Origin of the sequence: Pseudomonas sp. B21-035 (assembly GCF_024748945.1) — a bacterium.
Taxonomy (GTDB): domain Bacteria; phylum Pseudomonadota; class Gammaproteobacteria; order Pseudomonadales; family Pseudomonadaceae; genus Aquipseudomonas.
The window spans coordinates 1,490,586-1,513,754 of the sequence record NZ_CP087179.1 but is presented as its reverse complement, the minus strand read 5'-3'; the positions used below and the strand labels follow the sequence as shown (position 1 = coordinate 1,513,754).

The following is a 23,169-nucleotide window of genomic DNA, read 5'->3' as shown; positions in this document are numbered from 1 at the left end:
ATTTTGTTATGAATGCAGCCGTAAACGCCGGCCCTGCCCAACGCAGCGCCTCGTACTACACCGCCAGCCTCAACGACACCACCCAGTACCCGACCCTCAAGGGCACGGTGAAAGTCGACGTGGCAATCATTGGCGGCGGCTTTACCGGTGTCGCCAGCGCCGTGGAACTGGCCGAGCGCGGCCTGAAAGTCGCCATCGTTGAAACCAACCGCATCGGCTGGGGCGCCAGCGGGCGTAACGGCGGCCAGGTCACCGGCAGCCTCTCGGGCGATGAAGCGATGCGCAAACAGATGCGCGACAAGCTCGGCGATGACGTCGATGATTTTATCTGGCACCTGCGCTGGCGCGGCCACCAGATCATCGAGCAAAGGGTCGAGCGCTACGGCATCGACTGCGACCTCAAGCGCGGCCACCTGCACGCGGCGATGAAAGACTCGCACATGGGCGAGCTGCGCGCCTTCGCTGCCGAGGCCGAGCGCCGCGGCATGGGCGACCAGGTCGAGCTGCTGGGCCAGAACGCCATGCGCGAACACCTGCAAAGCCCGCTGTACCTCGGCGCCTTGAAGAACCGGCGCAACCTGCACCTGCACCCGCTCAACCTGTGCCTGGGCGAAGCCCGCGCCGCACACAGCCTGGGCGCACTGATCTTCGAGAACTCCGAAGTGCTGGACATCATCCATAGCGAGCAGCCGGCAGTGGTGACGGCCCACGGCCGGGTCGAGGCCAAGCAGATTCTGTTGGCCGGCGACGTCTATCACAAACTGGAAAAACGCCAGCTCAAGGGCAAGATTTTCCCGGCCATGGGCGGTATCGTCACCACCGCGCCGCTCGGTGAACTGGCCGCGCAGATCAACCCGCAGGATCTTGCGGTGTACGACTGCCGCTTCGTCCTCGACTACTACCGGCTGACCGCCGATGGCCGCCTGCTGTTCGGCGGTGGCGCCAACTATTCCGGGCGCGATTCACGGGATATCGCCGGCGAACTGCGGCCGTGCATCGAGCGCACCTTTCCGGCGCTCAAGGGTGTGCCGATCGAGTTCCAGTGGAGTTGCGCAATGGGCATCGTGGTCAACCGCATTCCGCAGCTGGGCAAGCTCTCGGACAACGTCTGGTACTGCCAGGGCTATTCCGGGCACGGCATCGCCACCAGCCATATCATGGGCGAGATCATGGCCGAAGCACTGACCGGGACGCTGGAGAAATTCGATACCTTTGCCGGCTGTAAACACATCAAGGTGCCGATGGGCGATGTGCTGGGCAATCCGTTGCTGGCGGCGGGGATGTGGTATTACCAGATGCTTGAAAAACTGCGCTGAAAGCATCGCTGGCAAGCCAGCTCCCACAGGATCGATGGTGGGAGCTGGCTTGCCAGCGATCGAGCGCGAAGCGCTCGCCTTGACTCAGGCGATCTTCTTCAGGCCCAGCTTCTTCAGTTCTTCATCACGCAGTTCACGGCGCAGGATCTTGCCGACGTTGGTGGTCGGCAGCGCATCGCGGAACTCGATGAAACGCGGCACCTTGTAGCCGGTGACGTTTGCACGCATGTGCTCCATCACCTGCTCCTTGGTCACGGTCATGCCCGGCTTGACCACGATGAAGATCTTGATCACTTCACCGGATTTTTCATCCGGCACACCGATGGCCGCGCACTGCAGCACGCCTGGCAACGCCGCCAGCACGTCCTCAAGCTCATTCGGATAGACGTTGAAACCGGAGACCAGGATCATGTCTTTCTTGCGATCGACAATGCGCATGTAGCCGTCGGTCTGGATCAGGGCGATGTCACCGGTCTTCAGCCAGCCGTCACTGTCGAGGATCTCGTTGGTGGCGTCTTCGCGCTGCCAGTAGCCCTTCATTACCTGCGGCCCTTTCACGCACAGCTCGCCGACTTCGCCCAGGGCCAGTTCAACACCGGCGTCGTCGATGATCTTGCACAGGGTCGAGGGCACCGGAATGCCGATGGTGCCGATCTGGTTCTGCTCGGCCGGGTTGACCGCCGCCACCGGGCTGGTCTCGGTCATGCCGTAACCTTCGCAGATGGCGCAGCCGGTGATTGCCTTCCAGCGCTCGGCGACGCTCATCTGCAGGGCCATGCCGCCCGACAGGGTGATCTTCAGGCCAGAGAAGTCCAGCTTGCGGAAATTCTCGTTGTTGCACAGGGCCACGAACAAGGTATTGAGGCCGACAAAGCCGCTGAACTTCCACTTGCCCAGTTCCTTGACCATCGCCGGCAAGTCGCGCGGGTTGCTGATCAGGATGTTGTGGCTGCCGATCAGCATCATTGCCATGCAATGAAAGGTGAAGGCATAGATGTGATACAGCGGCAACGGCGTGATCAGGATCTCGCAACCTTCATTGAGGTCCGAGCCCATCAGCGCCCGGCATTGCAGCATGTTGGCCACCAGGTTGCGGTGGGTCAGCATCGCGCCCTTGGCCACCCCGGTAGTGCCACCGGTGTACTGCAATACGGCGACGTCATGGCGGTCTGGATTGGCTTCCTGAAAGGTTTGGCCACGGCCTTTGCTCAAGGCGTCGTTGAACTTGACCGCCTTGGGCAGGTTGTACGCCGGGACCATTTTCTTCACGTACTTGATCACGCTGTTGATCAACAGGCGTTTAACCGGTGGCAAGAGGTCGGCCACTTCGGTGACAATAACGTGTTTGACCTGGGTCTTGGGCACTACCTTTTCGGCCAGGTGCGCCATGTTTGCCAGGCAGACCAGCGCCTTGGCGCCGGAATCATTGAACTGGTGTTCCAATTCCCGCGCGGTATACAACGGGTTGGTGTTGACCACGATCAGGCCCGCACGCAGGGCACCGAACACGGCAACGGGGTATTGCAGAACGTTGGGCAGCTGCACGGCAATACGATCACCCGGCTGCAGGTCGGTATGCTGTTGCAGGTAAGCGGCAAACGCCCCCGACAACTCATACAACTCGCCGTATGTAATGGTTTTGCCCAGGTTGCTAAAGGCCGGTTTATCGGCAAAGCGCTGGCAAGACTGCTTCAATACCGCCTGAATATTCGGATACTCATCAGGATTGATTTGCGAGGCAATCCCGGCTGGGTACTTATCCTTCCAAAAGTTTTCGATCATGGAAGCCCACTCCTCCAGCAACAGCGAATTCTTCACCGCAGTCGATGCGATTATTATTGATATAAGATTACGGTTTATTGCAAACCTGATAATCAGAAGCGGGCCGAGAGTAGCAGCTTTGCCAAGGGCCGCCTAGAGCTAAAGTAGCCCAGACAGTCACGGAAATGACTCTTGATAATCACGTAGTCATTTTTAGAGTAAAGATTCTAAAGCTTCAAGCTACAAGCTGGCCGGGCTTGCAGCTTCCAGTTCCCTCAGGCTATATCCCGAAGCTCCCTGCGCAGAATCTTGCCCACTGCCGTCATCGGCAGCGACTCGCGCAAGACAATATGCTTGGGCACCTTGTAGCCGGTGAAGTTGGCCTTGCAGTAAGCCTTCAGCTCTTCAAGGCTTACCCCGCCCTCGCGCGGCACCACGAACAGCTTCACCGCCTCGCCCGAACGCTCGTCGGGGATGCCGATCACCGCGCAACTGGCCACTTGCGGATGGCTCATCACCACTTCCTCGATCTCGTTGGGGTACACGTTGAAGCCCGAGACGATGATCATGTCCTTCTTGCGGTCGACGATGCGGGTAAAGCCGTCCGGATCGATCACGGCAATGTCGCCGGTCTTGAACCAGCCTTCGCTGTCCAGCGCCTCGGCCGTCGCCTCGGGGTGCTGCCAGTAACCCTTCATCACTTGCGGGCCCTTGATGCACAACTCGCCGCGCTCGCCGAAGGGCTGCTCGACACCCGCATCGTCAATCACCTTGAACGCCGTGCCCGGCACCGGAATGCCCACGGTGCCCAGGCGTGCCAGCTGGCCGTAAGGGTTGGTGCTGGCTACCGGCGAGGTCTCGGTCAGGCCGTAGCCTTCGACAATGCGGCAACCGGTGATGCTCTCCCAGCGCTCGGCGGTGGCGCTGACCAATGCGGTACCGCCGGAGTTGGTGACCTTCAGCGCCGAGAAGTCGAGGTTCTTGAACTCTGGGTGGTTCATCAGCGCGACGAACAGGGTGTTGAGCCCGAGCAGCCCGGAGAACTTCCACTTCTTCAGCTCTTTGACAAAGCCGGCGATGTCGCGCGGGTTGGTGATCAGCACGTTGTGGTTGCCGGTAACCATCATGCACATGCAGTTCGCGGTAAAGGCATAGATATGGTAGAGCGGCAGCGGCGCGATCATCACCTCCTGCCCGTCCTTGATCAGGCGCTGGCCATCGGCACCGTGCTGGGAGAAACACGCCAGCACCTGGAGCATGTTCGCCACCAGGTTGCCGTGGGTCAGCATCGCGCCCTTGGCCAGGCCCGTGGTGCCGCCGGTGTATTGCAGCACGGCGATGTCATCGAGGCCCAGCGCAACCGGCTTGAGCGCCTGGCCGCGGCCCTGGGCCAGGGCGCTCTTGAATGGCACCGCCTGCGGCAGGCGGTAGTCCGGGACCATCTTCTTGACCTTGCTGACGATGGTGTTGACCAGCCAGCCCTTGGCCGTCGGCAGCATGTCGCCCATCTTCGCCTCGATGAGGAACTCGATGCCGGTGTCGGGCAGCACCTCCTGCACCAGCTTGCCGAACATGTTCAGGTACACCAGCGCCCGGGCGCCGGAGTCCTTGAACTGGTGGCGCATTTCGCGGGCGGTGTACAGCGGGTTGGTGTTGACCACGATCAGGCCGGCGCGCAAGGCGCCGAACACCGCGATGGGGTACTGCAGCACGTTGGGCATCTGTACCGCGATGCGGTCGCCCGGCACCAGGTCGGTGTGCTGCTGCAGGTAAGCGGCAAAGGCCGCAGAATAGCGTTCGAGTTCGGCGTAGCTCAGGGTGACCCCGAGGTTGCTGAACGCCGGGCGGTCAGCAAACTTCTTGCAGGAGCGTTCGAATACTTCGACCACTGACTTGTAAGCATTTATGTCAATTTGCGAAGGAACCCCTGCCGGGCGCTTGTCATTCCAGAAATCAGCTTGCATCTATTATTGTCCTCATACCTGAGCCGATCCGGCCCCCTTGCCTGCTTGGCGAAGAAGGTGCTCTGCCGACGTTAGCAGGTATGTCGCAGGTGGCAAATACGCCAAGCGCTGTCATTAACATTGTGAATCTTATTGCTGATGACCCTGCGATCCTGTCCCTGGGTTATACACTGTGCTGACTTACCGAGTTGCGCGCACAAGGACCCGCCATGCACCACGACGCGTTCTGGCTCCCGGCCAGCGATCACTGCAGCCTCTACGTTTATCAATGGCTGCCGGCCTCGCCGATCAAGGCGGTGGTGCTGCTGGCCCACGGCATGGCCGAGCACGCCGGGCGCTACCAACGCCTGGGCGAGGCCCTGAGCAATGCCGGCTATGCCCTGCTCGCCCACGACCAGCGCGGCCATGGACGCACCGCCGAACTTGGCACTTTAGGCCTGTTCGCCCGACACAATGGCTGGAACAGCGTGGTCAACGACCTGGCCCTGCTCAGCCAGCACATCGGCCAGCAGTTTCCGGGCACCCCGGTGTTCCTGTTTGGCCACAGCATGGGCAGCTACATTGCCCAGGCCTACCTGATGCACCACGGCGCCAGCCTGCAGGGCGCGATTCTCAGCGGCTCGAACTTCCAACCGCCCGCGCTGTACCGCACCGCCTGCCTGATCGCCCGCTTCGAAGCCTGGCGCCAGGGCCCGCTGGGCCATAGCGCGCTGATCGAGTGGCTGTCGTTCGGCTCGTTCAACAAGGCCTTCAAGCCCAACCGCACGGCGTTCGACTGGCTCAGCCGCGACAACGACGAAGTCGACAAGTATGCTGCCGACCCGTTGTGCGGCTTTCGCTGCAGCAACCGTTTGTGGATCGACTTGCTGATGGGCCTTGAGCAAATCAGCCAGCCACGCAACCTGACGCAGATCGATCCGAACCTGCCGATCCTGGTGATGGGCGGCGAATGTGATCCGGTCAGTGCCGGCAAGCGTCTCAAGGATCTGGCCGGTGCCTTGCGCCTGGCCGGCAATCAGCATGTGCAGTTGCAGCTCTACCCCCAGGCGCGGCATGAGCTGCTCAACGAAACCAACCGTGACGAGGTCACGGCCGCGATCATCGACTGGCTGGAGCAGGCCCTGGCCATTGGCCGCCCCGCCCGCAGCGAATGATCGGCCGACCCGCACGTCAGAAGGAAAGCCAAGCATGACCCAGGTCACCAACACCCCGTACGAAGCCCTTGAAGTCGGCCAGACCGCCAGCTTCAGCAAAACCGTCGAAGAACGTGACATCCAGCTGTTCGCGGCGATGTCCGGTGACCACAACCCGGTGCACCTGGATGCCGAGTTCGCCGCCAAGAGCATGTTCAAGGAGCGCATCGCCCACGGCATGTTCAGCGGTGCGCTGATCAGCGCCGCAGTGGCCTGCGAGCTGCCCGGCCCGGGCACCATTTACCTGGGCCAGACCATGAGCTTCCAGAAGCCGGTCAAGTTCGGCGACACCCTGACCGTGCGCCTGGAAATCCTCGAGAAACTGCCGAAGTTCAAGGTGCGCATCGCCACCCGTGTGTTCAACCAGAACGACGAACTGGTGGTCGATGGCGAGGCCGAGATCCTCGCCCCGCGCAAACAGCAGACCGTCGAGCTGGTCAGCCCGCCGCCTATCACCATCGGCTGATGCCTACAACTCGGCCAGGCGGCGCTCGATAAAGCGCCGCTCGGGGCCCTGACGGGTCAGCTCGAGGGCACTGCGATAGGCCTCGCGGGCGTGATCCAGGCGGCCCAACTGGCGGCACAGTTCGGCGCGGGCCGAATGGGCCAGGTGATAATCCTGCAACTGGCCACGGGCCAGAATTGCCTCCACTGCCGCCAGCCCCGCCTCGGCGCCATCGCGCCGGGCCAGAGCCGCTGCGCGGTTGAGCTCGATCACCGGTGACGGCCAGCGCTGCAGCAGCACATTGTACAAACCGACGATTTCATCCCAGTCCGTTGCCTCGGCACTGGCAGCTTCAGCGTGCACGGCCGCTATCGCTGCCTGCAGGCTATACACACCGAACTGCTGACTGCGCAGAGCTTGCTGCACCAACTGGCAACCTTCAGCAATAAATGCACGGTTCCACAGGCTGCGGTCTTGCTCATCAAGCAGTACCAACTCCCCCTCGGCGTCGCTGCGCGCCTGTTGCCGCGAGGCCTGCAAAAGCATCAAGGCCAACAGCCCGAGCACCTCCGGGTCAGGCAGCAGCTGCTGGAGCAAGCGCCCCAGGCGGATCGCTTCATCGCTCAGGTCATGACGCATCAGGCTCTCCCCCGACGACGCCGAATAGCCTTCGTTGAACACCAGGTAGATCACCCGCAATACGCTATCAAGGCGCTCCGGCAGCTCGGCCAGCGACGGCACCTGGTACGGTATGCGCGCATCGCGGATCTTGGCCTTGGCCCGCACGATGCGCTGGGCGATGGTCGCCGGGCTCTGCAAAAAGGCGCGGGCGATTTCTTCGGTGGTCAGGTCACAGACTTCGCGCAAGGTCAGCGGCACCTGGGCATCGGCGGCCAGCGCCGGGTGACAACAGGTGAAGATCAGGCGCAGGCGGTCGTCCTCCAGTTCTTCGTCATTCACCTGAACCTCCTCTTGCGCCTCCAGTGCCTGCATCAACTGCACCTGGGAACGGTCGAAGCGCGCACGTCGGCGCAGGCTGTCGATGGCCTTGAAACGCCCGGTAGACACCAGCCAGGCTCGCGGGCTTGCCGGAATGCCGTCGCGTTGCCAGCGCTCCACGGCAATGAAAAACGCCTCGTGCATGGCCTCTTCGGCCAGATCGAAGTCGCCCAACAAGCGAATCAGCGTCGCCAGGATGCGCCGCGACTCCTGACGGTAGACGGCCTCCAGTTGCGCCCGTACCTGTGCCAGCGCTGCCATCAGTCGGGCATCTGCGTGGTCACCAGCGCCACCAGGCGATCCAGGCTCTCACCCCAGCCCCGGTGAAAGCCCATCTCTTCATGGGCCTGGCAATCGGCGGCACTCCAGTGCCAGGCGCGGGCGGTGTACTGGGTCTTGCCGTGGACGTCGTCAAAGGTCACCACGGCGGTCATGAACGCCTTGTTCGACGGCACCCAGCCTGGGCCGAAGGCATCGGTGAAGACGATCCGCGCCGGCGGCACGATCTCCAGAAACACGCCCTGGTTCGGGTATTCGCTGCCGTCCGGGGCACGCATCACCGTACGAAACAAGCCGCCCACCCACAGCTGCATTTCGCATTCCGGCGTGGTCATGCCGTTGGGCCCCCACCACTGGGCCAGCAGTTGTGGCTCGGTCCAGGCGCGAAACACCTTGCGCCGCGGCGCATCGATCAGGCGCGTCAACGACAACTCATGCTGCGCCTTGGGCGGCTCGGGGTGTAAAAGGCTCATCGTGTTGTGCTCCTCGGGTTCAGGGTTGCAAGTCGCGCACCGGCCGCACCTCGACACTGCCGACTCGCGCTGCGGGAATGCCCTTGGCAATGTTCAACGCCTCATTGAGGTCGCGGGCATCGACCAGATAGAAGCCGGCCAGTTGCTCCTTGGTTTCGGCGAACGGGCCGTCGGTCAGGCTCATCTGCCCGCCGCGCATACGCACGGTGGTCGCGGTCTGCACCGGCTTGAGCGCCTCGGCGGCGAGCATCCGGCCGCTGCCCTGGACCGACTCGGCATAGGCCATGCACTCGGCGTCGGCCGGGCTTTCAGGCAGGCTGTGCAGCAGACTTTCATCACAGTAGACCAGGCACAGGTATTTCATCGTCGTCTCCACCGCTGGGGATACTATGGCGGCAGTTCGCACCGCCTTGAAAAGCGCGATTCGGCATAACTTTCGGGGTTTTCAGCTCAAGGCTTGAGCGAGAACAGCGCGGCACCGGATTCCATGTCGAACGGTGCCGACCAATGCTCATGAATCACCTTCCACTGCCCGTCGATGCGCTGGTAGCCAACGGTCGCGCGCATATAGCAGCCTTGATCCTCACCGCCTTCGCTGCTGGCCGGACCACAGCGGTTGAGCCAATGGGCCAGGGCCAGTTCCGGCGTGGCGTGGATCTGCAGTTGCTCGATTTCGAAGATCATCTCGCCGGGGCAGTGATCCATGCAGGCCTGCCAGTGGGCGCGATAGGCGGCCTTGCCCTGGAACTGCAATTGCTGGATGGCATCGAAGGCGCGAATGTTCTCGGCGTAAGGCGCGGTAATGGCCTCGACATCGCGCGCGCGTACGGCGGGAAGCCACTGCTCGATGAGTTGGCGGATTTCGTTCTCGGCGGCACTGTTCATGGTCGTGTCCTCTGCGCGAAGGGGCGCCGGATGCTCGGCGCGTTCACAGATGGTCGAATGGCAGTGGTTGAAATCGACAGGCTAGGGAAATGGATAACCCAGCAACCTCAATTTCGGGACTAAAAAAAGAGCCCCTTGCGGAGCTCTTGGCGTTACTGTGCAAGAAAACTGTCGCCAGAGCGCTTGGCGCGTTTGGCGGCGTGTTTTTCCTTGGCGGTTTTCAGTGGCTTTTTCTTCGTCATCTTTTTTGCATCCAGACCTTTCATCGAAGATCCTCCTGCCTGACGGCACCTGCGCACCGGTGTCCCGAATCATTATAGACCCGGGGTAGCCGCAGGCACGGCAAGGATGAACTCGCGGTAACCGGAAAGGATCACGTAGCCAGCAAAGTAACAGAAGATGCCCGCCGACAGCAGGTACGACCAGGTCAGCAGGCGGTCACCCAGCAGGCGTCCGCCATGACTGGCAATACCGCACAACGACAGGCACCAGATCAGCCCGGCGGCAAAAAAACCGCTAAGAAACAGCCCGGCCTCAAGCAGGCTGCCGCCCCCTGAACGGGAAATCAGCACCCCGCCGACCGCAGCAAACCAGAGAATGGCGCTGGGCGAGGACATGGCCAGGAAGATCCCGCGCAGGAACTCGCGCCAGCCCGATTCGATCACCATTGCGCCGGGGGTCTGCAGATGGGTGTTGCCGCGCAGCGCCGCCAGCAGCATCTTGATGGCAAACCATACCAGCAACACCGAGCCGCCCAGCCACAGCACCCAGCGCACCGTTTCAAATTGCAGCAGCACGGTCATCCCGGCCAGCGCCGCAATGGCATACAACAGGTCACCGACACAGGTACCCAGCCCCAGCCAGAAACCCTGCAAAAAACCCCGTTGCATGGCCAGGGTGATCATGGCGATATTGGCAATGCCGATATCCAGGCACAGCGACAAACTCAGCAGAAATCCGTTTGAAAAAGGCATCGACGTTCCGTAACCGCGGTTGATGGCAGGCGCTATTAAAACGGTTTTCTGCTGAACTGTATTGGAAGAAATTGCCTTTATTCAGGCCTGTGCTGCGCGCTCGAAAACTTCATCGGCCCATTGGTTGAGGCTCTTGCCTGCCGATTGAGCGGCGATGGTCGCCGCAGCATGGACTTCTGGCCTGATACGCAGCATGACCTTGCCGGAAGCGGGTTTTTCCGGCTTGACCCCACGCTCGGCGCAATCGGCCAGGTAGTCATCCAGGGCCAAGTGAAACGCCTCGTGCAACTGCCTGACGGCGCTGGCGTGAAAGCTGATGATGTCACGCACCCCCAGGACACGTCCGACGAAAATATCGTCCCGTGGGTCGTATTCGACTCGGGCGGTGTAGCCCTTGTAGTTCATAGTGTTCATGGTTGAACTCCTGCCCGTAGAAGAAACTCGCGGGCTTCTTCCACCTGATATCGCATGGCCTCTTTGCCCGGGTGCGGCCGGTGACAGCGCCAGAGCTGACCACCCAGGATCAACTTGACCCTGGAACCCTCACGTTCCTGCACTTGCCCGCCCAGGTACAGCACCAGCGCCTCGATGTCGGTAAACACCAGGCTGGCGCTGGTCGGGGTGCGGAAGACGCTGTCGAGGATCTTTCGATATCGATTGTTCATCGGAAAATGCTATCAAAATAAGATAGCACTTTTTCCAATGCTTCAATTCAGGATTTTTCAATCGCCCGCCAGCACCTGCGCATACCGCTGCCGGTCAATGTTCGCCCCGCTGAGGATCACCGCCACCCTGCGCCCCTGCTGGCGCTCGCGCTCCTGGATCAGTGCGGCAAGCCCGGCGGCGCCTGCGCCTTCGGCGGTGTTGTGGGTGTCTTCGTGGTAGATGCGCATGGCCCGGGCCACTTCTTCGTCGCTGACGCGCACGATGCGTGCGGCGTGCTGGCGGATGATTTCAAAGGCTTCGGGCAACGGCATGCGGCAGGCCATGCCATCGGCGAAGGTGTTGGCCGTGGCGGTGGTGACGATGCGGCCCTGCTCCAGGCTCTGGGCGAAGGCGTCGGCGGCGCTGGACACCACGCCGACGATCTCGGTGCGCAGGCCCAGCAGGTTGCGCACCTGGATCAACCCGCAGATGCCCGAGCCCATGCCGATCGGCACGTAGATGCAATCCAGCTCGCGCACGGCTTCCAGCAGCTCCAGCGCGTAGGTGGCGACGCCACGGATCAACTCGGGGTGAAACGGTGGAACGCTTTCGTAACCATGCAACTGGGCCAGGCGTGCGGCCTCTTCGCGGGCCTGGTCAAAGTCGGCGCCGTGCTCGATCAATTGGGCGCCCAAAGCGCGCATCGCCGCGTTCTTTTCCAGCGAGTTGCCCTCGGGCACAACGATGATGATCGGCAGCCCGGCATTGCCCGCAGCCAGGGCCATGCTCTGGCCGTGGTTGCCACGGGTGGCGGTGACCAGGCCGCGCACCGCCGGCTTTTGTGCCCGCAGCCACTGCACATACATCAACCCGCCGCGCACCTTGAAGGCGCCGGTCGGGGCATGGTTTTCATGCTTGACCCAGACTTCGCAGCCCAGCCGCTCGGCCAGGCGCGGCCAGGCGTACTGAGGGGTGGCGGGTACGCTGGCATGAACCAGGCGGGCAGCTTCGCGCAGGGCTGGCAGGTCGAACATGGAACACCTCGGCAGGATCGGATTTGACCTGATCCTAGTCGCCGCGCATTGTATGGGTAAATTCCTATATTGCATGGCCAACAATAAATGTGGACCCCTACCCTCTGCGACGATGCCCAACCGCGCTACCTGGCCCTGGTCGATGCAATAGCCATTGCCATCGAACGCGGCGAGCTGAAAGTCGGCGAACGCCTGCCGCCACAACGGCGCCTGGCCTGGAACCTGGGGCTCAACCCGAGCACCACCCAGCAGGCCTACCGTGAGGCGGCGGCACGCCATTTGGTTTCCGGTGAAGTCGGCCGTGGCACCTATGTGCTGGCTGGCAGCAAGGAGGCCACGCTGTTTCGCCTCAAGCAGCGCGACGTGCAATCGAGCCTGATCGACCTGTCGACCAACGTGCCGGTGATCGAGCCGGCCAACCGCGACAGCGAAAACACTTTGCAGGCGCTGCTTGAGCAGGGGCTGGCGGCTTGCCTGGATCACTACCTGAGCGCCGAAGAGTTGCTGCGCGCTCGCGTGCACGGCGCCGCCTGGCTGGCCAACCGCGGTTTGCAACTGAACGAGCGGCAATTGCTGCTGTGCGGCGGCGCCCAGCAGGGTTTGTTCACGGTGTTGCTGTCGCTGTGCCAGCCGGGTGAAACAGTGCTGGTCGAGGCCCTTACCGCCCCCGGGATCAAGGCCGCCTGCCGGCAATTGCGCCTGCCGTTGCATGGCATCGCCCTGGACGATCAGGGCATTGTTGCCGACGACCTCGACCGGGTCGCCAGGGCCACCGGTGCACGGGTCATGGTCCTGACCCCGAGCCTGCACAACCCAACGGGTGCGTGCATGAGCAGCGCCCGCCAGCAGGCGATTGCCGAGGTGGTCGAGCGCCATGACCTGCTGGTGATCGAAGATGATGTCTACGGCGCACTCACCGACCAACCACCGCTATGGCGAATGCTCGGTGAGCGCGGCCTGTTGATCAGCAGCCTGTCGAAAACTGTGGGCGCCGGCCTGCGCCTGGGCTGGATTGTGGCTGAGCCGCAAGTGTTGGAACAGATCGACCCGCATGCCCAGGCCACTCACTGGCAGGTGTCGCCGCTGAACCTGCAGATCGCCTGCCGCTGGATCGCCGATGGCACCGCACAAAGGCGCCTGGCCTGGCAGCGCGAGGAAATCACCCAGCGCTGGCGCCTGGCGTGCAAGGTGCTCGGTGGCCACCTGCTTAACACCCGCCAGCCGTCGCCGCACATCTGGGTCAAGGCCGGGCTCAGCGCCGCGCGCTTGGCCGAGGCCTGCCGGGCCCATGGCGTGGCGGTGGTGCCAGGCGAGGTGTTCGCGGTAAAACAGCATGAGCTGGCGGCAATCCGTATCAGCCTGTCGGCCGCAGGCAGCCGCGCCGAACTCAAGCAGGCACTGGAACAAGTGGCCAAGGCACTGGAGGCCTGATGAGCACGCACGCATTCTATACCGAGGCACAAACCTGCCTCGCCGCACTCGACCCACAGTGGGCTGCGCACATCGAGGCGATTGGCCCGTGCCTGCACCAGCCCAAACCCACCCGTGACCCGTATCAGGCACTGGTGCGGGCTATCGCCTACCAGCAACTGCATGCCAAGGCCGGCGATGCGATCCTCGCGCGCTTTCTGGCGCTCTACCCGGGCAGCGCTTTTCCAAGCCCCGAGCAGGTGCTGGCGACCACCCCGGAGCAGTTGCGCGCCTGCGGCTTTTCAGCGAGCAAACTGGCAACCATCCAGGGCATCGCCCGGGCGCGCCTCGACGGCCTGGTGCCGGACTATCAGCAGGCTCTGATGCTTGAAGACGAGGCACTGATCGAACGCCTGGTGAGCCTGCGTGGCGTGGGCCGCTGGACCGTCGAGATGTTGCTGATCTACACCCTGGAGCGCATGGACATCCTGCCGGCCGACGACTTCGGCGTGCGCGAGGGCTACCGCCGCTTGCAGGGCCTGCAAGGGCAACCGACACGCCGGCAGATGATCGACCTGGGCAAGCACTGGAGCCCCTACCGGACCGTGGCCGCCTGGTACCTGTGGCGAGTGCCGGCCACTCGAGTTTGAACGCAAGACCCGGAGTTTTTCCGCAGCGCCAAAGCCGTAGCCTGAACCCATCGATCAACGCCAGGAGCACCCCGTCATGAGTACAGGCAAACCACGGATCAGCGAATCCGACCCACGCTGGCAGGCCATCCTGGCCCGCGACCCGGCCGCTGACCAGGCCTTCGTCTATGCCGTGCGCACCACCGGCGTGTACTGCCGGGCGAGCAGTAGCTCGCGCCTGCCGCGCATCGACAACGTCGAATTTTTCGACAGCGCCGAACAGGCCGAAGCCGCCGGGTACCGGCCAAGCAAGCGCCGCGGCGCCGACCAGACCCACGTTGCCGAACAGCACCGGGCCCAGGTCACCCGCGCCTGCGCTTTGATCGAAAACGCCGACCCGGCGCCGAGCCTGAACCAGCTGGCCGAGCAATTGAACCTGAGCCCTTTCCACTTTCACCGGGTGTTCAAGGCCGTGACCGGGCTGACGCCCAAGGCCTATGCCTCGGCCCACCGCGCGTGCAAGGTCCGCACGCAGTTGCAGCAATCGGCAACGGTCACCGACGCCCTCTACGAGGCCGGGTTCAATTCCAACAGCCGCTTCTACGAATCGAGCAACGCGCGCCTGGGCATGACCCCGGGGGCCTATCGCGACGGCGGTGCCAACACTGAAATCCGCTTTGCCATCGGCCAGTGCTCCTTGGGGGCAATTCTGGTGGCGCAGAGTGAACGGGGGATTTGCGCAATACTGCTCGGTGACGATCCGCAGGCGCTGCTCAATGACCTGCAGGACAAATTCCCCAAGGCCAACCTGATCGGCGGCGACGCCGGGTTCGAAACCCTGGTGGCGAGGGTCGTGGGCTTTATCGAAGCGCCGGGCATCGGCCTGGACCTGCCGCTGGACCTGCGCGGCACGGCGTTCCAGGAGCGAGTCTGGCAGGCGCTGCGGGCGATCCCGGTTGGCAGTACAGCCAGTTATGCCGAGATCGCTCAGCGCATCGGCTCTCCCAGGGCGGTGCGCGCGGTGGCCCAGGCATGCGCGGCCAATGCCCTGGCTGTGGCCATCCCGTGTCACCGGGTGGTGCGCAGCGACGGCAACCTCTCGGGTTACCGCTGGGGCGTGGAGCGCAAGCGTGAGCTGCTGGCGCGCGAGAGCCAGTGAGGCGGGTTACTGGAAGTTGACGTCGAAAGCCTGGTAAAAGGCGTTGCCGGTGTCAGCGACCAGCCACAGCAGCACGATTACGTGATGGCCTTTTTTGTTGGCCGGTAGCTTGACCTCGTGCTCGACCTTGGCCACGAGTTTGTCCGTATGGGCCCAGCGCGGCACATAGGGATAAATGTCATCGGCAAAGGGCGTGGTTTCAAGTTGCGCGCGGGTGATGCGTTTACTCTCGTCCCAGCCATCCTTGGTAATAAACCAGCGATAACCGCGGGTGAGGTGTGGCGCCGTGTAAGTCCACTCGACCTTGAAGTTTTGCCCTGGTGTCACGTTCAGCAATGGCCATTTAAATTCATGGCCGAGCTTGGCGCTCATTTCAGCATTGGTAAAGTTGACACAATCACGCTTATCCTGCCGACCGCCACTGAGGATATAGCCGTCTGCCGGGGGTACTGTACTTTGTACATCGTCTTGATAAGGCGCAGGTACGGGGCCGGCGACCGTGTCTGGAAAGTTCTTGCCGCCTTCCATTTCATTGACCTCGGACACCCCCAACAACTTCAGCTCAATCGCCGTGGAACCGCGACTGGCAGGGGTAATCACTCGACCGTGACGCAGAATCTTTTCAGGGCTGTTCATTGCAATCACTCCATGTGAGATAAGAAAACCTGTCCACCCTGGACCCGTTTGACCCTAGCTCAAGCCCTGCAATGCGCAACCCAGAGGCGCCGAACGGTATCAGCCGTTGCTGCAGCCGTCGCCCATGGCGCGGTATTCGATGATGTGGCGCTGACCTTGGTGGTCTTCGTAGGTCATGGTTGCCGGTACCACTTCACAGACATTGGGAATGGTCGACAGGCTGATGACCTTGGCGATATCCAGGTTGGTGCTGTAGTCGTACTGCTCGACAACCGGTTGCGCCGCGGCGGTATTGATTTCATCCGCCAGGGCGAACGAAGAAACAGCAACCAGGGCAACTGCAATTAAACGTTTCATGATAATAGGCCTGCAAAGCAATCAAACTAATCGATTGACTTCATTTGCCAATAAGGGCGCGGAGAAGTTGTTATATCAAGCGATGGGACATAACACGAAGACCCGACCCCACTACAACTTATTCTGTGGGATGTGGTTAGTTTACAAGGTACTTCAGGCCGTTAAATCACGAAGCCGGACAATCACTGTTACCACTTGTGCAACAATAACCCCGAGGCACGCCCCTCGACATTGATTGACTTGCGGTGTAAAAGCCCGGGGTAGAGCCATTGCCAGATCAAACCTGTGACCCGTTTACGCTACTGCCCATTGCTTGCGCCCGAGCGGCCCTTGCTGAATAAATTCTATCGAAACCACGGCTCGCCCATGCGCGCAGCGGCCCAGGGTCGACTTTGGGTGGCCCGAGCCGAGGAAATCGTCGCCGCCTTGTGCCTGAGTGAAGTGCCCGGCGGCCATTGGCTGACCGGCTTGTTCGTTGCCCCCGCCTGGCGCGGCCAACAGCTCGCCGGGCGCTTGATCGACGCGGCGCTGGCTGAGTTGCAAGGCAATATCTGGCTGTTCTGTCACCCGGACCTGGCAAGCTTCTACGCCCACCAGGCCTTCACCAGCACCGACGCCCTGCCTGCGCCACTGGCCGAGCGCCTGCAGCGCTACCAGCAAAGCAAGCCGCTGCTGGCGATGGTGCGGGTTCAGTCGTCGCTGGCCGGGTCCAGCCCGGGGAACAGCACCTCGGTATAGCCGAAGCGGCTGAAGTCGTGAATGCGCGAGGGGTACAGGCGGCCGATCAGGTGATCGCACTCATGCTGCACCACCCGCGCATGAAAGCCTTCGGCGTTGCGCACGATGGGCTGGCCCTGGGGGTCGACGCCTTCGTAGCGAATCCGCTGGTAGCGTGGCACCACGCCACGCAGGCCCGGCACCGACAGGCAGCCTTCCCAGCCATCCTCGACCTCGGTGCCCAAGGGCGTGATCAGCGGGTTGAGCAAAATGGTTCGCGGCACCGCCTCGGCATCCGGGTAGCGCTCGCTGCGCTCGAAGCCGAAGATCACCAGTTGCAGGTCGATGCCGATCTGCGGCGCGGCCAGGCCAACGCCGCCGACATGCTCCATGGTTTCGAACATGTCGGCGATCAGCCGCTCAAGCTCGGCGCTGCCGATCATGTGCGCCGGCACCGGCGGGGCGATGCGCAACAAGCGCTCATCGCCCATTTTCAGGATGTCATGAATCATGCTGGCTTCGACTCAGGGGTTCGCTGGCAGGCGTGGTTTCATGATCGAGGGAGTGATCACGGCCCAGCCCGGATACATGCTTTTTATCATGCTCAGGGGCCACGCCATCAAAGTCTTTTTCGCCAGGGTCCTTGCCTTCCTCGGACATATGCTCGATCACCGCGTTCATCTCCGCGCCCAGTAGCAGTACGGCAGCAGAAATGTAGAAGTACAACAGCAGGACAATGATCGCACCGATACTGCCGTACATGGCGTTGTAGTCGGCGAAGGTCTTGACGTAATAACCAAAGCCCAACGAGGCGATGATCCACACCACCACCGCCAGCACCGAACCCGGGGTAATGAAGCGAAACTTCTGCTTCACATCGGGCATCACGTAATAGATCAGCGCCACCGCGACCATCATCAGAATGATGATCGCCGGCCAGCGCAGCACCGTCCACAAGGTGACGATGAACTCCTGCATGCCGATCTGCGCGGCAATCCATTCCATCACCTGCGGCCCCAGCACCATCAGCGCGGCGGCCGCCAGAAGCATGCCGGCGATACCGACGGTGTAGATCACCGACAGCGGAATGCGCTTCCACACCGGGCGCCCTTCGACCACATCATATGCGGCGTTCATGGCGCTCATCATCAGCCGCACGCCGGCTGAAGCGGTCCACAGGGCAATGACGATACCCACCGAGAGCAAGCCGCCCTTGGACTGCTGCAACTGGTCGATCACCGGGTTGACCTGCTCCAGCGCCTGGGGCGGCAACACCAGTTCCGACTGCAGGCGCAGCCAGGAGAAGAAGTCGGGCAAATGCAGGAAACCGATCAGGGCGATCAAAAACAGCAGGAAGGGGAACAGCGAGAACAGCATCTGGTAGGCCAGCGCCGAGGCATAGGTGGACATCTCGTCATCGAGAAATTCCTTGACCGTGCGCACCAGCACACGGTGCAACGGCAAGCCGCGCAGGTCGGGAAAAATCATAGCGTCTCCTTTCGCCGCTCGAGGTTCATGGGCGGGCTCCTCACACACTCATCTGACAGGTACGTCCTGAAGTCTAATCGACGATCGCCTCAAAGTTGCGATTGATTGCTGCAGATAGCACAACGGCCACCCGAGGATGGCCGTCGTACCGCCCTGCTCACAGGGTTCAAGGCTTCTTCACGGCATCCTTGACCTTGCCGACCACTTGCTGGGCTTCGCCTTTGCGCTCCTGCAGTTCGCCTTCGGCGCGCAGACGATCATTGTCGGTCACTTTGCCGACACCTTGCTTGATGTTGCCAACAGCCTCATTGGCCATGCCTTTGACTTTATCTTTAGTGCCACTCATGGGAGTTCTCCTGAAGGGGAAATAACACGCTGTCAGAGTCGACAGTCTGTGGACCCGTGGCCGCTTGCGAGAGTTTCAATTATTTTCGGCGGCCGCCTGTCGAGCGCGCAGGGGCAATAGAGAGGCCAGCGAGCAACGTCGCTTTATGTTTCATCGCGTTGCCAGCACAATAAGCGACCTTTCAAGCGTCACCCGTAGGAACCTGCATGAAACTCGACAAACCCACCGCCATCGCCCGCCGCAACCAGGAACTGGAACGCCCCGTGCTCAACAGCGACAACACCCTGTTTGCCGTGCTCGACACCAAGCGCAGCCTGTGGTGGTTCGATGTGCCGGTGAAACTGCTGCGCAAGGGCCAGCCCGACTGGGTCAACCTGCTGCTGCACACCCCCGAAACCGACGAGCTGCAGCATTTGAAGGTGCCGGTGAACTACCTGCAGGCCCATCAGGAAAAAATGGAAGTGCGCCACCCGGGCAAGCGTCGCTCGACCATCAGCCTGGCGCTGAGCGCCGATCGCGACTCGCTGCTCAAAGACCTGCGCCCAGGCGGTGAGAACCTGAGCTTTGCAGGCTTCAAGCAGGTCTGATCAAGCCAGTTCGATGCGGTCGGCGTGGATGACGATGCGGCCATCCTTGTACAAGGCACCGATGGCCTTCTTGAAATTGCCCTTGCTGACCCCGAACAGATCGCTGATCAACTGCGGGTCGCTCTTGTCGCTGACCGGCAGCACGCCATTGGCGTCCTTGAGCTTGGCGAGGATCTTGTCGTGCAGGCTGTTGGCCAGGTCCTGGCCGATGGGCTGCAGGCTCAGGGCAATCTTGCCGTCGCTGCGCAGCTCTTTGATGTAGCCCTTCTCCTGCTTGCCCGAACGCAGGAACTTGAACACCTCGTTCTTGTGAATCAGGCCCCAGTGCTTGTTGTTGATGATCGCCTTGAAGCCCATCGGGGTTTCTTCGACCACCAGCAAATCAACCTCCTGGCCGACCTTATAGTTGGCCGGCACCTTGTCCAGGTAGCGGTCCAGGCGCGCGGTGGCGGTGATACGGCGGGTGCGCTTGTCGAGGTAGGCATGCACCACGCAGTACTCGCCGGCCTTCATCTGGCGCTTTTCTTCGGAGTACGGCATCAGCAGGTCTTTGGGCAGGCCCCAATCGAGGAAGATACCGATGCTGTTGATTTCCTTGACCTTGAGGCTGGCGAAGTCGCCGACCTGCAACTTGGTCTTTTCCGTGGTGGCGATCAGCTTGTCTTCGCTGTCGAGGTAGATGAAGACGTTCAGCCAGTCCTCGACCTCGGTGGGCGTGTCCTTGGGGATATAACGGTTGGGCAGCAGGATTTCGCCGTCCGCCCCGCCGTCCAGGTACAGACCGAAGTCTGTGTGCTTGACCACTTGCAAAGTGTTGTAACGCCCAACTAAAGCCATTTCCGGAAATCCTCGTTGCGAGCGGGGCATTCTACACCTCACGCGGCGATTGCGCCCGGTCGCCGATGACGGCCTGTCAGCAAAATGAACCGCACAGGCCAGCCCTGTTCTATAAAGACAAGCAAGCCTTCGCAAGGATTCGCTCATGTACGCCTGCCTGTCCAAGTACCTGCGCACCGTTCTGTTGCTGGTGATATCGGCCTTGCTGGTGGTCGCCTGCAACCGTATCGACCTGGCCTACCGCAACCTCGACATGCTGGTGCCCTGGTCGCTCAACGACTACCTGAGCATGAATCGCCAGCAAAAAACCTGGCTCAATGAACGGCTCAAACAGCAACTGGCCTGGCATTGCCGCACGCAACTGCCCGGCTACCTGACCTGGATCGACGAAATTCAGGCGATGGTCGCCCGCAATGCGATAACCGACCAGCAGTTGCAGGTACGCACTGAAGAAGCCCGGCAGGCGATTGCCAAGGTCGCCGACCAGATCACTCCGTCGGCCGCCGAACTGTTGCGCAGCATGGATGACGAGCAAGTGCGGGAAATGCGCGAAGCCTTTGCTGACGACATTCGCGAACGCCAGGCCAAATACGTCAATACCCCACTGGCGCGGCAGATCGAACGCCGTGCCGAGCGTATGGAAAAACGCTTGAGCACCTGGCTGGGCGAGCTCAGCCCGCAGCAAAAACTTCGAGTCATGACCTGGTCCCAGGGCCTGGGCGAGCAGAACCGCCAGTGGATCGCCAACCGCGCCCATTGGCAGGCACAGTTCAGCGCAGCCATGGACCAGCGCCACAGCGACAGCTTCGAGCCACGCCTGGAGATCCTCCTGAAAAAGCGCGAAAGCCTGTGGACCCCGGAGTACCGGATCGCCTTCCAGCGCACCGAGCAGGAGGCGCGGCGCTTGTTGGTGGATGTGATGGCGCAGAGCAGCGAACAACAGCGCCAGCACCTGGAGCAGAAGCTTGCGCAGGTGCGCCAGAGTTTCAGTGAGTTGAAGTGCTTGAAGGGGTAGCGGCCGCATTCAACGGTAGGAGCGGGCTTGACCCGCGATGAGGCCAGTACAGCCAGCAAACCAGGAGTTGCCTGGCATACGACCGCTACGCGCTCGATCGCGGGGCAAGCCCGCTCCCACAGATTCACCCTCATTCCTGTGGGAGCGGGCTTGACCCGCGATGTTGTTCAGCCTTCCCGGCACTTGCGCCGGTACGGGAACACATCGATCACTTTGCCGCCGCGGATCGCCGCCTGCAGGCTCTTCCAGTAGTCGGCGTCGTACAACTCGCCGTGCAGCTGGTTGAACAACCGGCGCTGGCCGCTATCGGCGAACAGAAACGGTGGAAACTCCTCGGGGAACACGTCCAGCGGGCCGATCGAGTACCAGGGCTCTGAGGCCATTTCATCCTCCGGCGTGCGCGGCGGCGGGATATAGCGGAAGTTGACCTCGGTCAGAAAGCAGATTTCGTCGTAGTCGTAGAACACCACCCGCCCGTGCCGGGTAACGCCAAAGTTCTTCAGCAGCATGTCACCGGGGAAGATGTTCGCCGCCGCCAGTTGCTTGATGGCCAGGCCGTAGTCTTCCAGGGCCTCGCGTACCTGGGCGTCGTTGGCGTTTTCCAGGTAGAGGTTGAGCGGGGTCATGCGCCGCTCGGTCCAGCAGTGGCGGATCAGCACGGTGTCGCCGTGCACTTCAACGGTAGACGGCGCCACTTCCAGCAGTTCGGCCAGGCACTCGGGCTCGAACTTGCTCAAGGGGAAACGAAAATCGGAGAACTCCTGGGTATCGGCCATGCGCCCGACGCGGTCGACGCTTTTTACCAGCCGGTACTTTTCGATCACCGTGGCGCGGTCGACGTTCTTCGACGGCGAGAAGCGGTCCTTGATGATCTTGAATACGGTGTTGAAGCCCGGCAGGGTAAACACGCTCATGACCATGCCACGCACGCCCGGGGCCATGATGAAGCGGTCATCGGTGCCGGCCAGGTGGTTGATCAGCGCCCGGTAGAACTCCGACTTGCCGTGTTTGTAGAAGCCGATCGAGGTGTACAGCTCGGCGATGTGCTTGCCCGGCAGGATGCGCTTGAGAAAGCCGACGAACTCGGCCGGCACCGGTACATCGACCATGAAGTAGGAACGGGTGAAGGAGAAGATGATCGACACCTCGGCTTCATCGGTGATCAGCGCGTCGACCTCGATGCCGTGGCCCTCGCGGTGCAGCAGCGGGATCACCAGCGGCCATTGCTCGTCCTGGGTGTACAGGCGCCCGACCAGGTAGGCGCCCTTGTTGCGGTACAACACCGAGGAAAACAGCTCGACTGCCAGGGCCGGGTCTTTGCAGACCCAGTCCGGCAGGTTCTCGCGCAGTTGCCCCTCGAGGCGTGCCAAGTCGCCGGCAAGGTCCGCATACGGCACATCGAAGCGGTAGTCGGCAAACACCTGCGCCAGCAATGCGCTCAAGCCGCTTTGTGGCCGATAGGTGCGGGTTTGCGCTGCCCGCTCGTGGCTGCGCAGCGAGGGCCGGGTGGTGTGGATGAACATGCAGCCATCGCTGATCAGGTCATGGCTGAACAGGCTGCAGAAGATCGAGTTGTACCAGGTCTCGGACAGTTCATCGTCCAGGCGCGGGTCGATCAGGCCTATATAAGCACTTTTGACCAGCGGCCACAGCGCGACGTCGAGCAGCACCTCGCCCTCGAAGCCCTGGCGCAGCCAGCCGCTGACCTCGCTGACTTTTTCCTCATACAGATTGATGCGCGCCGCCGAGGCGCTCTGGGTCTGTTGCCACTGGGCCTGCTCGAATCGCTCGCGGGCGCCGTCGGTGATCTGGCGGAAATGCTCGCGGTAATCGTCGAAGCCATCGAGGATCATCCGGGCGATATCGGCGGCCGGCCATTGCTGGGGCATACGTCAGACCTCTGCGGGAATGTAAAAGCCTGAGCTTAGCCAGTCGCCACGGGCAGGGAAAGCCTGTTGGCGCGGCTGTATCGGCCAAACTCGCCGGGTGCTGAATTCAAGCGCAAGAAAGGGAGAGAGCG

26 protein-coding genes are annotated in these 23,169 nt (G+C 61.9%); 9 read left to right on the top strand and 17 right to left on the bottom strand.

What is annotated here, in order from left to right; translation table 11 throughout:
* Positions 1-8: 8 nt before the first annotated feature.
* The gene (locus LOY22_RS06995) at positions 9-1,316 is read left to right on the top strand and encodes an FAD-binding oxidoreductase (protein ID WP_258596962.1); all 1,308 of its coding nucleotides are present in this window, start codon (positions 9-11) and stop codon (positions 1,314-1,316) included.
* Positions 1,317-1,400: 84 nt separating this feature from the next.
* Here the strand turns inward: LOY22_RS06995 and fadD1 are convergent, their stop codons facing one another.
* A complete protein-coding gene (gene fadD1 / locus LOY22_RS06990) occupies positions 1,401-3,098 on the bottom strand; it encodes a long-chain-fatty-acid--CoA ligase FadD1 (protein ID WP_093386044.1) in 1,698 nt (565 codons plus the stop codon).
* Positions 3,099-3,352: 254 nt separating this feature from the next.
* A complete protein-coding gene (gene fadD2 / locus LOY22_RS06985) occupies positions 3,353-5,041 on the bottom strand; it encodes a long-chain-fatty-acid--CoA ligase FadD2 (RefSeq protein ID WP_045193417.1) in 1,689 nt (562 codons plus the stop codon).
* A 209-nt stretch (positions 5,042-5,250) separates the two neighbouring features.
* Here fadD2 and LOY22_RS06980 point away from each other — a divergent pair, with 209 nt between their 5' ends.
* Positions 5,251-6,195, top strand: a complete 945-nt coding sequence (locus LOY22_RS06980) for an alpha/beta hydrolase (RefSeq protein WP_045193418.1) — start codon at positions 5,251-5,253, stop codon at positions 6,193-6,195.
* A gap of 34 nt (positions 6,196-6,229) precedes the next feature.
* Positions 6,230-6,700 carry a MaoC family dehydratase gene (locus LOY22_RS06975; protein WP_045187560.1) on the top strand — a complete coding sequence of 157 codons (471 nt, stop codon included), beginning with the start codon at positions 6,230-6,232 and terminating at the stop codon, positions 6,698-6,700.
* 3 nt (positions 6,701-6,703) lie between these two features.
* Here the strand turns inward: LOY22_RS06975 and LOY22_RS06970 are convergent, their stop codons facing one another.
* The 8 genes from LOY22_RS06970 to LOY22_RS06935 form a co-directional block, all read right to left on the bottom strand.
* The gene (locus tag LOY22_RS06970; protein ID WP_093386051.1) at positions 6,704-7,939 is read right to left on the bottom strand and encodes an RNA polymerase sigma factor; all 1,236 of its coding nucleotides are present in this window, start codon (positions 7,937-7,939) and stop codon (positions 6,704-6,706) included.
* Positions 7,939-8,430, bottom strand: a complete 492-nt coding sequence (locus LOY22_RS06965) for an SRPBCC family protein (RefSeq protein WP_045193421.1) — start codon at positions 8,428-8,430, stop codon at positions 7,939-7,941. Before LOY22_RS06965 ends, LOY22_RS06970 begins: the two co-directional genes overlap by 1 nt.
* A gap of 19 nt (positions 8,431-8,449) precedes the next feature.
* Positions 8,450-8,794 (bottom strand): YciI family protein, encoded by a 345-nt coding sequence (locus tag LOY22_RS06960; protein WP_093386056.1) that lies wholly within the window; start codon positions 8,792-8,794, stop codon positions 8,450-8,452.
* Positions 8,795-8,880: 86 nt separating this feature from the next.
* Positions 8,881-9,315, bottom strand: a complete 435-nt coding sequence (locus LOY22_RS06955) for a nuclear transport factor 2 family protein (RefSeq protein ID WP_045193423.1) — start codon at positions 9,313-9,315, stop codon at positions 8,881-8,883.
* 314 nt (positions 9,316-9,629) lie between these two features.
* Positions 9,630-10,289: a LysE family translocator gene (locus LOY22_RS06950; protein ID WP_045193424.1), complete on the bottom strand. Its 660-nt coding sequence runs from the start codon at positions 10,287-10,289 to the stop codon at positions 9,630-9,632.
* A gap of 81 nt (positions 10,290-10,370) precedes the next feature.
* Positions 10,371-10,703 (bottom strand): type II toxin-antitoxin system HicB family antitoxin, encoded by a 333-nt coding sequence (locus LOY22_RS06945; RefSeq protein WP_195885914.1) that lies wholly within the window; start codon positions 10,701-10,703, stop codon positions 10,371-10,373.
* The gene (locus tag LOY22_RS06940; RefSeq protein WP_258596957.1) at positions 10,700-10,954 is read right to left on the bottom strand and encodes a type II toxin-antitoxin system HicA family toxin; all 255 of its coding nucleotides are present in this window, start codon (positions 10,952-10,954) and stop codon (positions 10,700-10,702) included. The genes LOY22_RS06945 and LOY22_RS06940 overlap by 4 nt, the downstream gene beginning before the upstream one ends.
* Before the next feature lie 57 nt (positions 10,955-11,011).
* The gene (locus tag LOY22_RS06935) at positions 11,012-11,968 is read right to left on the bottom strand and encodes a threonine dehydratase (protein ID WP_258596955.1); all 957 of its coding nucleotides are present in this window, start codon (positions 11,966-11,968) and stop codon (positions 11,012-11,014) included.
* An 87-nt stretch (positions 11,969-12,055) separates the two neighbouring features.
* On the opposite strand from LOY22_RS06935, the gene LOY22_RS06930 reads away from it, so the two are divergent.
* The 3 genes from LOY22_RS06930 to ada all read left to right on the top strand — a co-directional run bounded on the left by LOY22_RS06930 (position 12,056) and on the right by ada (position 15,166).
* On the top strand, positions 12,056-13,399 hold the full coding sequence (locus tag LOY22_RS06930; RefSeq protein ID WP_093386069.1) for a PLP-dependent aminotransferase family protein: 1,344 nt from the start codon (positions 12,056-12,058) through the stop codon (positions 13,397-13,399).
* Positions 13,399-14,028: a DNA-3-methyladenine glycosylase gene (locus LOY22_RS06925; protein ID WP_093386074.1), complete on the top strand. Its 630-nt coding sequence runs from the start codon at positions 13,399-13,401 to the stop codon at positions 14,026-14,028. Before LOY22_RS06930 ends, LOY22_RS06925 begins: the two co-directional genes overlap by 1 nt.
* A gap of 76 nt (positions 14,029-14,104) precedes the next feature.
* Positions 14,105-15,166 carry a bifunctional DNA-binding transcriptional regulator/O6-methylguanine-DNA methyltransferase Ada gene (gene ada, locus LOY22_RS06920; RefSeq protein ID WP_258596953.1) on the top strand — a complete coding sequence of 354 codons (1,062 nt, stop codon included), beginning with the start codon at positions 14,105-14,107 and terminating at the stop codon, positions 15,164-15,166.
* Between the two features lie 6 nt (positions 15,167-15,172).
* Here ada and LOY22_RS06915 read toward each other — a convergent pair whose 3' ends face one another.
* Together LOY22_RS06915 and LOY22_RS06910 are read right to left on the bottom strand one after the other, a co-directional pair.
* Positions 15,173-15,802 carry a lytic polysaccharide monooxygenase auxiliary activity family 9 protein gene (locus tag LOY22_RS06915; RefSeq protein ID WP_093386084.1) on the bottom strand — a complete coding sequence of 210 codons (630 nt, stop codon included), beginning with the start codon at positions 15,800-15,802 and terminating at the stop codon, positions 15,173-15,175.
* A gap of 99 nt (positions 15,803-15,901) precedes the next feature.
* A complete protein-coding gene (locus tag LOY22_RS06910) occupies positions 15,902-16,159 on the bottom strand; it encodes a DUF2790 domain-containing protein (RefSeq protein ID WP_045193430.1) in 258 nt (85 codons plus the stop codon).
* Between the two features lie 366 nt (positions 16,160-16,525).
* Here LOY22_RS06910 and LOY22_RS06905 point away from each other — a divergent pair, with 366 nt between their 5' ends.
* The gene (locus tag LOY22_RS06905) at positions 16,526-16,897 is read left to right on the top strand and encodes a GNAT family N-acetyltransferase (protein ID WP_093386089.1); all 372 of its coding nucleotides are present in this window, start codon (positions 16,526-16,528) and stop codon (positions 16,895-16,897) included.
* On the opposite strand, the gene def is transcribed toward LOY22_RS06905, so the two are convergent.
* The 3 genes from def to LOY22_RS06890 all read right to left on the bottom strand — a co-directional run bounded on the left by def (position 16,849) and on the right by LOY22_RS06890 (position 18,710).
* Positions 16,849-17,388, bottom strand: a complete 540-nt coding sequence (gene def, locus LOY22_RS06900) for a peptide deformylase (RefSeq protein WP_093386093.1) — start codon at positions 17,386-17,388, stop codon at positions 16,849-16,851. The two genes, LOY22_RS06905 and def, sit on opposite strands and share 49 nt — an antisense overlap.
* On the bottom strand, positions 17,378-18,364 hold the full coding sequence (locus LOY22_RS06895; protein ID WP_093386097.1) for a YihY/virulence factor BrkB family protein: 987 nt from the start codon (positions 18,362-18,364) through the stop codon (positions 17,378-17,380). The genes def and LOY22_RS06895 overlap by 11 nt, the downstream gene beginning before the upstream one ends.
* A gap of 166 nt (positions 18,365-18,530) precedes the next feature.
* Entirely contained in the window at positions 18,531-18,710 is a 180-nt protein-coding gene (locus LOY22_RS06890) for a CsbD family protein (RefSeq protein WP_045193435.1), read from the bottom strand.
* Positions 18,711-18,916: 206 nt separating this feature from the next.
* Here LOY22_RS06890 and LOY22_RS06885 point away from each other — a divergent pair, with 206 nt between their 5' ends.
* A complete protein-coding gene (locus LOY22_RS06885) occupies positions 18,917-19,297 on the top strand; it encodes a hypothetical protein (protein ID WP_038996550.1) in 381 nt (126 codons plus the stop codon).
* On the opposite strand, the gene LOY22_RS06880 is transcribed toward LOY22_RS06885, so the two are convergent.
* Positions 19,298-20,134 (bottom strand): S1 RNA-binding domain-containing protein, encoded by an 837-nt coding sequence (locus LOY22_RS06880; protein ID WP_045193436.1) that lies wholly within the window; start codon positions 20,132-20,134, stop codon positions 19,298-19,300. It abuts the gene before it with no gap.
* A gap of 145 nt (positions 20,135-20,279) precedes the next feature.
* On the opposite strand from LOY22_RS06880, the gene LOY22_RS06875 reads away from it, so the two are divergent.
* On the top strand, positions 20,280-21,149 hold the full coding sequence (locus LOY22_RS06875) for a DUF6279 family lipoprotein (protein WP_093386102.1): 870 nt from the start codon (positions 20,280-20,282) through the stop codon (positions 21,147-21,149).
* 167 nt (positions 21,150-21,316) lie between these two features.
* Here LOY22_RS06875 and aceK read toward each other — a convergent pair whose 3' ends face one another.
* On the bottom strand, positions 21,317-23,038 hold the full coding sequence (aceK, locus tag LOY22_RS06870) for a bifunctional isocitrate dehydrogenase kinase/phosphatase (protein WP_045193438.1): 1,722 nt from the start codon (positions 23,036-23,038) through the stop codon (positions 21,317-21,319).
* Between the last annotated feature and the right edge of the window lie 131 nt (positions 23,039-23,169).

Excerpts from the sequence above, each read along its gene's own strand:
- LOY22_RS06960 (WP_093386056.1), bottom strand. The coding sequence starts at position 8,794 with ATGAAATACCTGTGCCTGGTCTACTGTGATGAAAGTCTGCTGCACAGC.
- LOY22_RS06895 (WP_093386097.1), bottom strand. The coding sequence starts at position 18,364 with ATGATTTTTCCCGACCTGCGCGGCTTGCCGTTGCACCGTGTGCTGGTG.
- LOY22_RS06885 (WP_038996550.1), top strand. The coding sequence starts at position 18,917 with ATGAAACTCGACAAACCCACCGCCATCGCCCGCCGCAACCAGGAACTG.
- LOY22_RS06910 (WP_045193430.1), bottom strand. The coding sequence starts at position 16,159 with ATGAAACGTTTAATTGCAGTTGCCCTGGTTGCTGTTTCTTCGTTCGCC.
- ada (WP_258596953.1), top strand. The coding sequence starts at position 14,105 with ATGAGTACAGGCAAACCACGGATCAGCGAATCCGACCCACGCTGGCAG.
- LOY22_RS06975 (WP_045187560.1), top strand. The coding sequence starts at position 6,230 with ATGACCCAGGTCACCAACACCCCGTACGAAGCCCTTGAAGTCGGCCAG.
- fadD1 (WP_093386044.1), bottom strand. The coding sequence starts at position 3,098 with ATGATCGAAAACTTTTGGAAGGATAAGTACCCAGCCGGGATTGCCTCG.
- fadD2 (WP_045193417.1), bottom strand. The coding sequence starts at position 5,041 with ATGCAAGCTGATTTCTGGAATGACAAGCGCCCGGCAGGGGTTCCTTCG.
- LOY22_RS06930 (WP_093386069.1), top strand. The coding sequence starts at position 12,056 with ATGTGGACCCCTACCCTCTGCGACGATGCCCAACCGCGCTACCTGGCC.
- LOY22_RS06875 (WP_093386102.1), top strand. The coding sequence starts at position 20,280 with ATGTACGCCTGCCTGTCCAAGTACCTGCGCACCGTTCTGTTGCTGGTG.
- LOY22_RS06980 (WP_045193418.1), top strand. The coding sequence starts at position 5,251 with ATGCACCACGACGCGTTCTGGCTCCCGGCCAGCGATCACTGCAGCCTC.
- LOY22_RS06905 (WP_093386089.1), top strand. The coding sequence starts at position 16,526 with ATGCGCGCAGCGGCCCAGGGTCGACTTTGGGTGGCCCGAGCCGAGGAA.
- LOY22_RS06945 (WP_195885914.1), bottom strand. The coding sequence starts at position 10,703 with ATGAACACTATGAACTACAAGGGCTACACCGCCCGAGTCGAATACGAC.
- LOY22_RS06940 (WP_258596957.1), bottom strand. The coding sequence starts at position 10,954 with ATGAACAATCGATATCGAAAGATCCTCGACAGCGTCTTCCGCACCCCG.
- LOY22_RS06970 (WP_093386051.1), bottom strand. The coding sequence starts at position 7,939 with ATGGCAGCGCTGGCACAGGTACGGGCGCAACTGGAGGCCGTCTACCGT.
- LOY22_RS06915 (WP_093386084.1), bottom strand. The coding sequence starts at position 15,802 with ATGAACAGCCCTGAAAAGATTCTGCGTCACGGTCGAGTGATTACCCCT.
- LOY22_RS06950 (WP_045193424.1), bottom strand. The coding sequence starts at position 10,289 with ATGCCTTTTTCAAACGGATTTCTGCTGAGTTTGTCGCTGTGCCTGGAT.
- LOY22_RS06965 (WP_045193421.1), bottom strand. The coding sequence starts at position 8,430 with ATGAGCCTTTTACACCCCGAGCCGCCCAAGGCGCAGCATGAGTTGTCG.
- LOY22_RS06995 (WP_258596962.1), top strand. The coding sequence starts at position 9 with ATGAATGCAGCCGTAAACGCCGGCCCTGCCCAACGCAGCGCCTCGTAC.
- LOY22_RS06955 (WP_045193423.1), bottom strand. The coding sequence starts at position 9,315 with ATGAACAGTGCCGCCGAGAACGAAATCCGCCAACTCATCGAGCAGTGG.
- LOY22_RS06890 (WP_045193435.1), bottom strand. The coding sequence starts at position 18,710 with ATGAGTGGCACTAAAGATAAAGTCAAAGGCATGGCCAATGAGGCTGTT.
- LOY22_RS06925 (WP_093386074.1), top strand. The coding sequence starts at position 13,399 with ATGAGCACGCACGCATTCTATACCGAGGCACAAACCTGCCTCGCCGCA.
- LOY22_RS06935 (WP_258596955.1), bottom strand. The coding sequence starts at position 11,968 with ATGTTCGACCTGCCAGCCCTGCGCGAAGCTGCCCGCCTGGTTCATGCC.
- aceK (WP_045193438.1), bottom strand. The coding sequence starts at position 23,038 with ATGCCCCAGCAATGGCCGGCCGCCGATATCGCCCGGATGATCCTCGAT.
- def (WP_093386093.1), bottom strand. The coding sequence starts at position 17,388 with ATGATTCATGACATCCTGAAAATGGGCGATGAGCGCTTGTTGCGCATC.
- LOY22_RS06880 (WP_045193436.1), bottom strand. The coding sequence starts at position 20,134 with ATGGCTTTAGTTGGGCGTTACAACACTTTGCAAGTGGTCAAGCACACA.